Origin of the sequence: Spirillospora sp. CA-294931, from assembly GCF_050946795.1 — a bacterium.
Lineage (GTDB): Bacteria > Actinomycetota > Actinomycetes > Streptosporangiales > Streptosporangiaceae > Spirillospora.
Genome location: NZ_CP192006.1, coordinates 5,759,330 through 5,772,507, shown reverse-complemented (window position 1 = coordinate 5,772,507; position 13,178 = coordinate 5,759,330). Strand labels below are relative to the sequence as shown.

10 protein-coding genes are annotated in these 13,178 nt (G+C 72.7%); 9 read left to right on the top strand and 1 reads right to left on the bottom strand.

All coding sequences use genetic code 11. The features are described from left to right. Positions 1–4 precede the first annotated feature (4 nt). Positions 5–994, bottom strand: coding sequence for an AAA family ATPase (locus tag ACQPY4_RS26125; protein WP_433339032.1), 990 nt, complete (start codon positions 992–994; stop codon positions 5–7). 429 nt (positions 995–1,423) lie between these two features. Between ACQPY4_RS26125 and mraZ the strand changes: the two genes are divergently transcribed. The 9 genes from mraZ (at position 1,424) to ftsW (ending at position 13,116) form a co-directional block, all read left to right on the top strand. Next, positions 1,424–1,855, top strand: coding sequence for a division/cell wall cluster transcriptional repressor MraZ (mraZ, locus tag ACQPY4_RS26120; RefSeq protein WP_433325026.1), 432 nt, complete (start codon positions 1,424–1,426; stop codon positions 1,853–1,855). 262 nt (positions 1,856–2,117) lie between these two features. Next, the gene (gene rsmH / locus ACQPY4_RS26115; protein WP_433325024.1) at positions 2,118–3,095 is read left to right on the top strand and encodes a 16S rRNA (cytosine(1402)-N(4))-methyltransferase RsmH; all 978 of its coding nucleotides are present in this window, start codon (positions 2,118–2,120) and stop codon (positions 3,093–3,095) included. Next, on the top strand, positions 3,092–3,688 hold the full coding sequence (locus ACQPY4_RS26110; protein ID WP_433325022.1) for a hypothetical protein: 597 nt from the start codon (positions 3,092–3,094) through the stop codon (positions 3,686–3,688). The genes rsmH and ACQPY4_RS26110 overlap by 4 nt, the downstream gene beginning before the upstream one ends. Positions 3,689–4,429: 741 nt before the next feature. Continuing rightward, positions 4,430–6,298 (top strand): peptidoglycan D,D-transpeptidase FtsI family protein, encoded by a 1,869-nt coding sequence (locus tag ACQPY4_RS26105; protein ID WP_433325020.1) that lies wholly within the window; start codon positions 4,430–4,432, stop codon positions 6,296–6,298. A gap of 81 nt (positions 6,299–6,379) precedes the next feature. Continuing rightward, positions 6,380–7,948, top strand: coding sequence for a UDP-N-acetylmuramoyl-L-alanyl-D-glutamate--2,6-diaminopimelate ligase (locus tag ACQPY4_RS26100; RefSeq protein ID WP_433325018.1), 1,569 nt, complete (start codon positions 6,380–6,382; stop codon positions 7,946–7,948). Beyond that, positions 7,945–9,384, top strand: a complete 1,440-nt coding sequence (locus tag ACQPY4_RS26095; protein ID WP_433325016.1) for a UDP-N-acetylmuramoyl-tripeptide--D-alanyl-D-alanine ligase — start codon at positions 7,945–7,947, stop codon at positions 9,382–9,384. Before ACQPY4_RS26100 ends, ACQPY4_RS26095 begins: the two co-directional genes overlap by 4 nt. Next, entirely contained in the window at positions 9,381–10,448 is a 1,068-nt protein-coding gene (gene mraY / locus ACQPY4_RS26090) for a phospho-N-acetylmuramoyl-pentapeptide-transferase (RefSeq protein WP_433325014.1), read from the top strand. Before ACQPY4_RS26095 ends, mraY begins: the two co-directional genes overlap by 4 nt. Continuing rightward, complete coding sequence (murD, locus tag ACQPY4_RS26085; RefSeq protein WP_433325012.1) at positions 10,430–11,830, top strand: UDP-N-acetylmuramoyl-L-alanine--D-glutamate ligase; 1,401 nt, start codon at positions 10,430–10,432, stop codon at positions 11,828–11,830. Before mraY ends, murD begins: the two co-directional genes overlap by 19 nt. Positions 11,831–11,862: 32 nt before the next feature. Continuing rightward, complete coding sequence (ftsW, locus tag ACQPY4_RS26080) at positions 11,863–13,116, top strand: putative lipid II flippase FtsW (protein WP_433325010.1); 1,254 nt, start codon at positions 11,863–11,865, stop codon at positions 13,114–13,116. The last annotated feature ends 62 nt before the right edge of the window (positions 13,117–13,178 follow it).

Here is a 13,178-nt window from a genome sequence, read left to right as displayed (position 1 = left end):
GGGGTCACTTCCTGGGCGAGGGCACCGGAAGCCTGGCGACCAGCTCGCTCACGACGTGCTCGGGACGGCGGCGCTCCACCTGGGCCTCGGCCGTGGGCAGCAGCCGGTGCGCCAGCACCGGGACCGCCAGGTCCTGGAGGTCGTCGGGGAGGACGAAGTCGCGGTCGTCGAGCGCCGCGTACGCGCGGGCCGCCCGGACGAGCTGGAGCGTGGCCCGGGGCGAGGCCCCCAGCCGCAGCTCCGGATGGTTGCGGGTGGCGGTCACCAGGTCGATGGCGTACTGCCTGACCGCGGGCGAGACGTGCTGGCGCCGCACGATGTCGATGAGGTCGCGGACGTCGGCGGCGTGCGCGACGGGGGACAGGCGGTCGAGCGGCGAGGTGTGCCCGTGCACGTCGAGCATCTCCAGCTCGGCCGCCGGATCGGGGTACCCCATCGAGATGCGCGCGGTGAAACGGTCGCGCTGCGCCTCGGGCAGCGGGTACGTGCCCTCCATCTCCACCGGGTTCTGGGTGGAGACGACCATGAAGGGGCGCTCCAGCGGGTAGGTCGTGCCGTCGACGGTGACCTGCCGCTCCTCCATGCACTCCAGCAGCGCCGACTGGGTCTTGGGGGACGCGCGGTTGATCTCGTCGCCGACGACGATGTTCGCGAACACCGGGCCGGGCTTGAACTCGAACTCCCGAAGCTCCTGGTTGTAGGCGCTCACGCCGGTGATGTCGCTCGGCAGGAGGTCGGGGGTGAACTGCACCCGGCGCACCGAGCAGTCGATGGAGCGCGCCAGCGCCTTGGCGAGCATCGTCTTGCCGACGCCGGGGACGTCCTCGATGAGCAGGTGGCCCTCCGCCAGCAGGACGGTGAGCGCGAGCCGCACGGCCGACGGCTTGCCCTCGATGACCGACTCGATCGCGTCCCGGATCTTGTTGGCGACCTGTGCCAGCCCGTCGAGGCCGCGGACCGGGCCGCCGGGTTCAGCCGCGGGGCCGGTCTCCATGTACGACTCGCCGTGCGTGCCTACAGCCACCAACAACCCTCCTCATAGCCTGCCAATGCCTGCCAAAACGACAGTACGTCGTCACGACGTGCCGTCGCGATGTTCATGTGGATCGAGGTGCCCATTGTGCTCCACGTGGCGGGCGGTCAGCGCACGCTCGCCCGCCAAGGATGCCCCACTTCGCTCCCCGAATCGGCGCCCTCGCCTTGACAGCGCTCTTGAAACGGGCGGATCCCGCTGTCGCGGACGGGCGGCACGCGCAGGGGCGTCCCGCGCGCCCCACTCCGCCCCACCCCTTCTGAGCTGGGTCTTTGCGCGCGATTTCGTATTGGACGACAGGTTTTCCTTGTTGACGGTGGGGAAGAGTGGAGTAGAGTGGGGCGCCGTGGGGAGCGGAAGCGCCTCACGCGGCGCGGGGAGGTGGGGCCGGTGTTTCTCGGCACCCATTCACCGCGTCTCGACGACAAGGGACGACTGTTCCTGCCGGCGAAGTACCGCGAGGAGCTGTCGGGGGGATTGGTGATCACGAAGGGCCAGGAACGCTGCCTGTACGTCTTCCCCATGGCGGAGTTCCAGCGCATTACCGAGGCGCTTCGTGCCGCACCGGTCACCGAGAAGGCGGTGCGGGCCTACAGCCGCGTCTTCTTCGCCAGCGCCTCCGACGAGACTCCCGACAAGCAGGGACGTGTCACGATCCCGCCGCCACTGCGCACCTACGCGGGCCTGACGCGCGACTGCACCGTCATCGGAGCCAACACACGCTTGGAAATCTGGGACACGCCGGCCTGGGAGACCTATCTCGAACAGGAAGAACAGGCGTTCTCCGATGTCTCGGAGGAGGTGTTGCCAGGGATTCTCTGAGAGACGACTCGTCGGTCCGATGACCGGCATGGCCCACGTTCGGCCAGGTCTCCAGCCGCTCTCCGAGCCAACTGGCGCAGCTTCCCCGGTGCCAGAGGGCGACCCCCCGCGATTTCGCGGTGAACTTCCTCAACGGGCAGCGGATGGGGACCTGGCCGGGCGAGGCCGCCGGAGGGGGCTACACGGTCCGGCCGACGATGCCACGCAATCCGCGAGCCACCGGTGACAGCGCCGGTGAGGTGGCAGCACGAGGGGGTGAACCATGAACGTGGGCGACCACGCGTCCGGGCCCGGTCACGTACCGGTCATGCTCGACCGCGTTCTGGAACTCCTGGGGCCCGCGCTCCAGGTCACCGGCCGTGCGCCGATCTATCTCGACGGAACCCTGGGCATGGGCGGCCACGCCGAGGCCATGCTCGACGCGCACCCCGGTCTCCGCCTCGTCGGCCTCGACCGCGACACGGTCGCGCTCGAGCGCGCCGGGCGGCGGCTGGCCCGTTTCGGCGACCGCGTGACCCTCGAGCACGCCGTCTACCACGAGCTTCCCTCGGTGCTCGACCGGCTGGGCGTGCCCGCCGTCGACGCCGTCCTGTTCGACCTCGGGGTGTCCTCCCCGCAGCTGGACGAGGCCGACCGCGGCTTCGCCTACGCCCAGGACGCCCCGCTCGACATGCGGATGGACCGCACCCAGACCCTCACGGCGGCCGAGGTGGTCAACGGCTACCCGCCCGCCGAGATCGCGCGGATCCTGCGCGAGTACGGCGAAGAGCGGTTCGCGCAGCGGATCGCCGCCGCCATCGTCCGCGAGCGGGTGGACGAGCCCTTCACCTCGACCCGGCGCCTGGCCGACCTGGTGCGCTCCTCGATCCCGGCCGCGACCCGCCGCACCGGCGGCAACCCGGCCAAGCGCACCTTCCAGGCGCTGCGCATCGAGGTCAACGGCGAGCTCGACAGCTGGCGCCGGGCGCTGCCCGCCGCGCTGGCGGCGCTGCCCGTCGGCGGCCGCATCGCGGTGCTGTCCTACCACTCGCTCGAAGACCGCATCACCAAGCTGGCCCTGGCCGCCCAGACGGCCGACACGACCCCGCCCGACCTGCCCGTCCCGCTGCCCGAGCACCAGCCGAGGTTCCGGCTGCTGACGCGCGGGGCCGAGCTCGCATCGGACGAGGAGACCACGACCAACCCACGGGCGGGATCGGTGCGGATGCGCGCCGCCGAACGGGTGCGGGAGGCGACATGACCACGACGACCAGACGACCGCCGGGCGGCAAGAGCAGGAACCCGGCCCCGAGGGCGCCCGCCAGGCCGTCCAGGCCGGTCGAGAAGCCGCTCGAAAAGAAGGATTCCCCGGCGGCGACGCGCGCCAAGGCGCGCCCCCGTCCGGCCCCGCAGGCCGAATCCCGGCGCCCGGCACCGCCGCGCGCCCCGTTCGTGCTGCTCATCTGCGGGCTGCTCGGCGGCGCGCTGGTCAGCCTGCTGCTGCTGAACACCGTGCTGGCCGAGGACGCCTTCACGCTCACCCGCCTGAAGCAGAACAACCAGCTCCTGGAACAGCAGAGCCAGCAGCTCCACGGCGAGATCGCCCGCGAGGAGTCACCCGAGCGGCTCCAGCAGAAGGCCGAGGCCCAGGGCATGGTGCCGGGCGTCCCGGCCTACATCGACAGCCTCACCGGCAAGACCTACGGAAGCAAGATCAGGCCCGTCCCGCAGGCGGCGGCCGCCGCCGCGGGCGCGGCGGGTGTCGTCGGCATCCCCGGCGCGGTGGTCCCAGGCGACAGTGTTCCCACCGCCCCGGGTGCCGCCGACCCCGAGACGGAGAACGGCACGCCGTGAGGGGAGCGATCCAGTGAGGCCGACACACGCTCGCCCCCACGACCGCCCGACGGCCACCCCGAAGAGCACCGCAAGCCCGCGACGAGGCACGCTGTCGCGCCATGCGGCCGTAGGCCGCCGGGTGGAGGCGACGAGGGCCGCGTCCTCACCGCCCACCCCCGCGGTCGAGCGGAGTGCCGGAGGCCCGCGACCGCGGCGACGGGGCATGCTGTCGCGTGATGCGGCCGTGGTTCGCCAGGTGGAGGGGCTGAGGACCGTGTCTTCACTGCCCGCTCCCGTGGCCGAGGGGAGTGGCGGGAGCCCGCGACCGCGGCGACGGGGCAGGCTGTCGCGTGATGCGGCCGTGGTTCGCCGGGTGGCGGCGGTGAGGGCCGTGTCTTCACCGCCCGCTCCCGCGGTCGAGGGGAGTGGCGGGAGCCCGCGACCGCGGCGACGGGGCAGGACGTTCGCGTCATGTGGTCGTGAGCCTCGGGACGAGGCGGTGAGGGCCGTGTCCTCACCGGGCGGTCGCTTGGCTGAGGGGAGTGGCGGGTGACGGCGCGGCCGGGGCGGGGGCCGGGCGGGCCGCCGCCGGGGCGGCGCCGGGGGCCACAGGGTCCCGGCTCCCGCGGAGCGGGGCGGGACGACAAGAGCGGCCCGGGCGCGGCGCGCGCGTCCGGGCGTCATACGGGGAACCCCTCTGATCGAGGGACACGGTCGCCGGGCGGTTCCTCAGCCCGGCGGCCGACCCGTAGCGGGACGGTGCCGCCGCAGCGGACGGCCGCGGCCAAGCCGCCGCCGGGCACCGCCAAGGGCAGGCCGCCTGGCGGGCGGCCGCGTTCCGGCGGGCCGGGCGGGCCCGGCCGCCGACCGCCCAAGCGCACGCGCGCGCCGTTCCGGCGCCGTGACCCGATCAAGCGGCTCAACGTGGGGCTGCTGGTCGTGGCGTTCGTGCTGTCGCTGTTCGCGGGGCGGCTGGTCCAGCTCCAGACGATCGAGTCGGGCACCTACACCGAGCGGGCGATGACCCAGCGCCTGCGCAAGATCGACCTGCCCGCCGTGCGGGGCGACATCACCGACGCGCAGGGCAAGTTCCTGGCCATGACGATCGAGGCGCGCGGCGTCTTCGCCGACCCCTTCGTGATCAAGCCGGAGAAGCGGCAGCAGATCGTCAACGCCCTCTCGCCGATGCTCGGGCTCGACCCGGCCCATGTCATGAAGGTCATCAGCAGGACGGGCAGCCGCTTCGAGTACCTGGCGCGCGGCGTCCGGCCCGACCAGGCCCGGCTGGTGACCGCGCAGAAGTTCCTGGGCATCGGCGTCCTGCCCGAGTACAAGCGCATGTATCCCAACGACTCGCTGGCCGCGGGCGTGATCGGGTTCGTCAACGCCACGGGCGAGGGCGGGGCGGGCCTCGAACACTCCCAGAACAAGCTGCTGGCCGGGCGCAACGGCTGGCAGCGCGTCGAGATCAGCCCCGAAGGCCAGCACATCCCGATGGGCGAAGACCAGAAGCAGCCCTCGGTCCCGGGACGCGGGCTGCGGCTCACGCTGCTGCGCGACGTGCAGCACAAGGCGCAGCAGGCGATCGAGCACCAGGTCAGGGCGACCGGCGCCCGCAGCGGCAGCGTGGTGGTCATGGACCCGCGCAACGGCCAGTTGCTGGCGATGGCCTCGTCCCCCGGGTACGACCCCAACAACTACGGCAAGGCGGGCCAGGCGCGGTGGGGCAACCCCATCGTCCAGGAGGCGTACGAGCCGGGCAGCACCGGCAAGGTCGTCACGGCCGCCGCGGTGATGGAGAAGGGCGGGGTGCGCCCCGACACGCCGTTCATCGTCCCCGACAAGATCAAGAAATACGACCGGACGTTCAACGACTCGCACCACCACCCCACCCAGCACCTGACGTTCGCGGGAGTGCTGGCCACCTCCAGCAACGTCGGCACGATCATGGCGAGCGAGCGGATCCCGCCCCAGACGCTCTACGACTTCCTGCGCCAGTTCGGGTTCGGCACCAGGACCGGCGTCGGCCTGCCCGCCGAGACGGCCGGGCAGCTCAAGCCCCCGTCCCAGTGGTCGGGCACCGACCGCTACCCGATCGCGTTCGGCCAGACCGTCTCGGTGAACGCCCTGCAGATGGCCAGCGTCTATGCCACGATCGCCAACGGTGGCGTCCGGGTGACCCCGAACCTGATCGCGGGCACCACCGGTGAGAACGACGCGTTCTCGGCGGCGCCCGCGCCCCGGCAGCAGCGCGTGGTCAGCGCCGAGACCGCACGTCAGATCCGCGACATGCTGGAGGGGGTGACCTCCAAGGAGGGCACCGCGCCCAAGGCGAAGATCCCGGGCTACCGGGTGGCGGGCAAGACCGGCACCGCCGAGATCGTCAACCCGAGCTGCGGCTGCTACCAGGGCGGCGGCTTCACCGCCTCGTTCACCGGGTTCGCCCCGGCCGACGACCCCCAGCTGGTCGTCCAGGTCGTCCTCCAGGACCCCAAGAAGGGGAGCCACTATGGTGGCGACGCGGCCGCCCCGGTCTTCAAGGACGTGATGAGCTTCGCCCTGCAGACCCGCAAGATCCCTCCGACGGGCAGCAAACCGCCGATCGTCAAGATCTACGCCCGCGACTGAGCACAGCGAGTACTCTCTCTCGCCGTGAGCTCTGCTTCCGCGCCCCAACCGGCCTCCCAGGCCCGCACCGAAAGAAACGCCATGCGCCCGACGACCAACCCGGCCCGACAACTCTCGGGTCTGGCCCGGTTGCTCGGCGCCGACGCGGGCGGCGTCACCGGATCGGTGACCGGCGTCACCCACGACTCGCGGGCGGTCCTCCCCGGCGACCTGTACGCCGCCCTGCCCGGCACGCGCGCCCACGGCGCCCAGTTCTCCGTCCAGGCGGCCCGCGCGGGCGCCACGGCGATCATGACCGATCCGGCGGGACGCGAGGCGGCCCTGGAGGCGGGCGTCCCGGTCCTGGTGATCGACGACGTCAAGGCCCGGCTCGGCCAGGCGTCCGCGTGGATCTACGGCGACCCCGCACGCGACCTGACGATCATCGGGGTCACCGGGACCAGCGGCAAGACCACCTGCGTCTACCTCCTGGAGGCCGGGCTGCGCGCGGCGGGGATCGAGACCGGGGTGGTCGGCACCGTGGAGATCAGGGTCGGCGACCGGCGCGTCCCCAGCGAGCTGACCACGCCCGAGTCCACCGACCTGCACGCGCTGTTCGCGATGATGCGCGAGCGCGGCGTCGGCGCCGCCGCGATGGAGGTCTCCAGCCACGCCCTGGAGCAGGGCCGCGTCGGCGGCGCCCACTACGACGTGGCGATCTTCACCAACCTCTCGCAGGACCATCTCGACTACCACCCGACGATGGCCGACTACTTCGCCGCCAAGGCCCGGCTGTTCACCCCCGAGTACTCCCGCGTCGGCGTCGTCAACCTCGACGACCACTACGGCCGCGAGCTGCTGGAGGTCGCGACCGTCCCGACGACCACGTTCTCGGCCACCGGCGACCCGGCGGCCGACTGGCGGGCCGAGGACGTCCGGATCGGCGCCGACGGCAGCATCTTCCGCGTGGTCGGCCCCGGCGGCATCGAGGCCGACGCCTCCGTCGCGCTGGCCGGGCCCTTCAACGTCGCCAACGCCCTGTCGGCGATCGTGGCGCTGGTGGAGGCGGGCATCGCGCTGCCCACGGCGGTGCGGGGCGTGGCGTCGCTCACCGGCGTCCCCGGGCGCCTCGAACGCGTCGACGAAGGGCAGGACTTCGTCACCCTCGTCGACTACTCGCACAAGCCCGGCGCCGTCGAGGCGGTGCTGACCGCCCTGCGCCCGGTCACCGAGGGACGCCTGACGGTCGTGCTCGGCTGCGGCGGCGACCGCGACCGGGGCAAGCGCCCGCTCATGGGCGAGGCGGCGGCCCGGCTGGCCGACACGGCGTACTTCACCAACGACAACCCGAGGTCGGAGGATCCGCTGGCGATCCTCGCCGCTATGGTCGAGGGCGGGCGCAAGGTGCCGCAGCCGCACCGCGCGCACATCGTGGTCGAACCCGACCGCGCCGCCGCGATCGAGCTGGCCGTCGGCCGGGCCCGGCGCGGTGACGTCGTGGTCGTCGCGGGCAAGGGACACGAGCAGGGACAGAAGGTCGCCGGCGAGACGTTCCCGTTCGACGACCGCCAGGTCGTCCGGGACGCTCTGCGCCGAACCGGCGCCGCCCCCGCCAGGGAGCGGTCCGCCGGAGGCGACGCCGGTGTGAGAGGGGACGGGACGCAGGCGTGATCCCACTTCCGCTGTCGACGGTCGCGGAGCTCACCAAGGGGACCCTCCACGGGGCGGCCCCAGGCACGATGGTGAGCGGCCCGGTGGTCATCGACTCCCGAGCGGTGCGGCCCGGCGGGCTGTTCGCCGCCTTCCGGGGCGAGAACGTCGACGGGCACGACTACGCCGACGCCGCGCTGGCGGCCGGTGCCGCGGCCGTACTGGCCGAGCGGCCCTCCGGCGGCCCCACGGTCCTCGTCGACGACGTCCAGGAGGCCCTGGGGCTGCTGGCGCGCGGCGTCCTGGCCCGGCTTCCCGACACCGCCGTCGTCGGGATCACCGGCTCGGCCGGCAAGACCTCGACCAAGGACCTCGTCGCCCAGGTGCTGCGGCGCTCCGGGCCCACGGTCGCCACGGCCGGATCGTTCAACAACGAGATCGGCCTGCCGCTGACCGTCCTGCGCGCCGGCGAGGAGACCCGCAGGCTCGTGGTGGAGCTCGGGGCGCGTGGCGTCGGTCACATCGCCTACCTCACCCGCATCGCGCCGCCGCGCGTGGGCGTGGTGCTCAACGTGGGCAGCGCGCACATCGGCGAGTTCGGCAGCCGCGAGATGGTGGCGCGTGCCAAGGGCGAGCTGGTCGAGGCGCTGCCGGCGTCCGGCACGGCGGTCCTGAACGCCGACGACCCCATGGTGCGCGCGATGGCGGCCCGCACCCCGGCCAAGATCGTGCTGTTCGGCCGGGTGCCCGAGGCCACCGTCCGGGCCGAGGACGAATGGCTGGACGAGGCCGGCCGCGCCCGGTTCTCGCTGGTCACGCCCGAGGGCACGGCGCCGGTGTCGCTGCGCCTGCACGGCGCGCACGCGGTCTCCAACGCGCTGGCGGCGGCGGCCGTCGGCCGCGAGCTGGGCATGGACGCCGCCGAGATCGCCGCGGGGCTCTCGGAGGCCGGGCAGGCCAGCCGGTGGCGCATGGAGGTGCGTGAGCGCGCCGACGGCGTCACCGTCGTCAACGACGCCTACAACGCCAACCCCGAGTCGATGCGGGCCGCCATCGACACCCTCGCCCACATGACCCGCGGACGGGCGGCGGCGGGCCGGGCCCCGCGCGCCTTCGCGGTGCTGGGCGAGATGCGCGAGCTGGGTGCGTCTTCCGCCACGGAACATGCCAAGATCGGACAGCATGTCGCGCGGAGCGGGATCGCCGGCCTCGTCGTGGTCGGCCGCGGCGCGGCCGCCATGGCCGAAGGGGCCGGGCAGGTGGGTTCTTGGACGGGAGAGTGCGTACAGGTGGATGACGTCGGCGCGGCCGTGACCGTGCTCAGGGAGCGGCTGAGGCCGCGGGACGTCGTGCTGGTGAAGGCCTCTCGCGTGGTCGGGCTCGAACGCGCCGCCGAGGAGCTCCTGCGGGAGCCGTCCTCGGGCGACGCCGAGGGTGCGGGGGGCGAGCCGGCATGACCAACATCATCATCGCGGCCGGCATCGCCATGGTCTTCGGCATGGTCGGCACGCCGGTGTGGATCCGCATCGTCAACCGGCTCGGCTACGGCCAGATGATCCGCGACGAGGGCCCCGAGGCGCACCTCACCAAGCGCGGCACCCCCACCATGGGCGGGACGGTGTTCATCATCGGCTCGCTCGTGGGCTACGGCGCGGCGCACCTGCTCACCGCCACCGTCCCGACCGTGTCGGGCGTGCTGGTGCTGTTCCTGATGACCGGCCTCGGCCTGGTCGGGTTCGTCGACGACTACATCAAGGTGTTCAAGCAGCGCAGCCTGGGCCTGCGCAGCGGCGCCAAGATGATCGGCATCATCATGGTCGGCGTGGTGTTCGCGGTCGCGTCGCTGAACTTCCCCAACGGGTACCAGGTCACCCCCGCCTACCCGAGCCTGTCGTTCCTGCGCGACTTCGGCCCGACGATCGGCCCGTACCTGTTCGTCGGGTGGGCGCTGATCCTGATCGCGGCGATGTCCAACGGCGTGAACCTCACCGACGGTCTCGACGGCCTGGCCGCCGGTCCGTGCGCCATGGTGCTGGCCGCCTACGTGATCATCGGGAACTGGCAGCTGCGCAACAGCTGCTTCGACAACGGCCTGGCCCAGGGCTGCTACAGCGTCCGCGACCCCCTCGACCTCGCCGTCGTCGCGGCGGCGGTGCTCGGCGGCGTGTTCGGCTTCCTGTGGTGGAACGCCCCTCCCGCCAAGATCTTCATGGGCGACACCGGCTCGCTCGCGCTGGGCGGCGTGCTGGTCGGCCTGGCGATCCTCACCAAGACCCAGTTCCTGCTGGCCATCCTCTGCGGGCTGATCGTGATGATCACCCTCTCGGTGATCATCCAGGTGGGCAGCTTCAAGATCACCAAGGGGCGCAAGCGCGTGTTCAAGATGGCGCCGCTCCAGCACCACTTCGAGCTGTCCGGCTGGGCCGAGACCACGATCGTCGTCCGGTTCTGGCTGATGTCGGCGCTGTGCACCGCCGTCGGCCTCGGCCTGTTCTACCTGGAATGGATGCCCAAGAAGTGACCGCCTGGGAGGGGCTGCCCGTCTGCGTGGCGGGCCTCGGCGTGTCCGGACGGGCGGCCGCGCGCGTCCTGGCCGCGCGCGGCGCGCGCGTCACCGCCGTCGACGCCCGCGACGACGACGCCTGGCGCGGGCACGCCGCCGAACTGGAGGCGCTCGGCGTCACGGTCCGGCTCGGCGACGGCGACACCCTCCCCCCGGGCACCGGCCTGGTCGTGACCTCGCCCGGCTGGCGCCCGGACGCGCCGCTGCTCGTCACGGCCGCCGCCGCGGGCATCGAGGTCGTCGGCGAGGTCGAACTGGCCTGGCGGCTGCGTCCGGCCGGGGCCGCGCCCTGGCTGGCGATCACCGGCACCGACGGCAAGACCACGGTCGTGCGGATGCTGGCCGGGATGCTCACCGCCGCCGGGCACGACGCCCTGGCGGTCGGCAACGTCGGCACCCCGATCGTCGAGGCCGTCCTGGAGAAGCACGACGTGCTGGCCGTGGAGCTGTCGAGCTACCAGCTGCACTGGTCGTCCTCGGTCGTCCCGCGGGCCGCCGCCGTGCTGAACGTGGCGCCCGACCACCTCGACTGGCACGGTTCCATGGACGCCTACGTCGCGGCCAAGGCCAAGATCTTCGCCCCGGGGACGCTGGCGGTCTACAACGTCTGCGACCTCACCTCCCGCACGCTCGCCGAGCGCTGCGAGCGCCGCGCGGGCTTCACGCTCGACGTCCCGGCGCCCGGGCAGCTCGGCGTGGTCGAGGAGCTGCTGGTCGACCGCGCCTTCACCGCCGACCCCACGCGCGAGGCCGCCGAGCTGGCGAGCCTGGGCGACGTGCGTCCCTTCGCGCCCCACAACGTGGCCAACGCGCTGGCGGCGGCGGCGCTGGCGCGCTCGTTCGGCGTGCCGCCCGAGGCCGTCCGCGCGGGCCTGCGCTCGTTCGTCCCCGACCCGCACCGCATCCAGCACGTCGCCGACGTCGCCGGCGTCGCCTACATCAACGACTCCAAGGCCACCCAGCCGCACGCCGCGGCGGCCTCCCTGGCCGCCTACGACCCGATCGTGTGGATCGCCGGGGGCCTGCTCAAGGGCCTGGACGTCGACGACCTGGTGAAAACCTGTGCCGGACGACTGCGCGGCGTCGTCCTGCTGGGCCGCGACCGGGAACGAATCGCGGCGGCACTCGCGCGACACGCGCCCGATGTGCCCGTTGTCGACGTCCCCGACACCGACACTGGGGCGATGGACCGCGTCGTGATGCAAGCCTCCTCCCTGGCCCGCCCGGGCGACACCGTTCTCCTGGCCCCCGTAGGAGCCTCCTTCGACATGTTCGCCGACTACCCGGCCCGCGGCGACGCCTTCATCGCCGCCGTCCGCCGCCTCGCCGAATCGAGGTAGACGGCGGTGAGCCGTCGAGCGGAGGCGAGGTCATGAGCGCGACTTCGGTCGAAGAGGATGAGGGGCGCGGTGGGGCGCGGCAGCAGGTGGCGGCGGCCGTGGGGCTGCTGGACCGGCCGCTGACCTCGTACTACCTGGTTCTGGGCTGTTCGGTGATGCTGCTGGCGCTGGGGCTGACGATGGTGCTGTCGGCGTCCAGCGTGACCCAGTTGCAGCGGACCGGCTCGGCCTACACGCTGTTCCAGAAGCAGGCCATGTGGATCGCGATCGGGCTGCCCGGGATGTGGCTCGGGGCGCGGATGCCGGTCAAGGCGTTCCGGACGCTGGCCTACCCGCTGCTGCTGCTGTCGATCGTCGCGCTGGTGATGGTGCTGGTCCCCGGGCTCGGGCACAGCGCGGGCGGCGCCACGCGGTGGATCAACCTTGGCCCGTTCCAGATCCAACCGTCCGAACCGGCCAAGCTCGGCCTGGTGCTCTGGGGGGCCGACATGCTGGCGCGCAAGGAGCGCCTGGGCCAGCTCACCGAGTGGCGGCCGCTGCTCGTCCCGCTGATGCCCGGCGCGGGCCTGCTGGTGCTGCTGGTCATGCTGGGCAACGACCTGGGCACCACGCTCGTGCTGCTGACGATCTTCCTGGCCCTGCTTTGGGTGGTGGGGGCGCCCGCGCGGCTGTTCATCGGCATCCTCGGGCTGGTCTGCCTGGTGGTGTCGATCCTGATCGTCGTCGAGCCGTACCGGATGGACCGGCTGACCGGCTTCCTCGACCCGTCCGGCAACGAGCTCGGCAAGAACTACCAGGGCACCCAGGGGCTCTACGCGATCGCCACCGGGGGGTGGGTCGGCACGGGCCTGGGGGAGGGGAGGGCCAAGTGGGACTTCCTCCCGCACGCCGAGACCGACTTCATCTTCGCGATCGTGGGCGAGGAGTTCGGCCTGGTCGGGACGCTGGTGGTGCTGAGCCTGTTCGGCCTGCTCGCCTACGCGGGCCTGCGCATCGCCCGCCGGGTCAAGGACCCCTTCACCCGCCTCGCCGCCGCCGGGACGACCGCGTGGCTCGTGGTGCAGGCGGTGGTGAACATCGGTGCCGTGATCGGTGTGTTCCCCATCACGGGTATCCCGCTGCCACTTGTCTCCTATGGTGGTTCCGCCCTGATCCCGACCTTGCTGGCGCTCGGAATGCTCCTGGCGTTCGCGAAACGGGAACCGGGGGCAAGACAGGCGCTGGCCGCACGGGGTCCCGGACCGGTCCCAAGGGCCCTAAGCTGGCTGGGCCTGGCACGGCGCTGAGAATCCCCGCACGGGATGCCCCCGAGGGGAGACCTCCGCGGGGGACCCCCCACGACGAACAC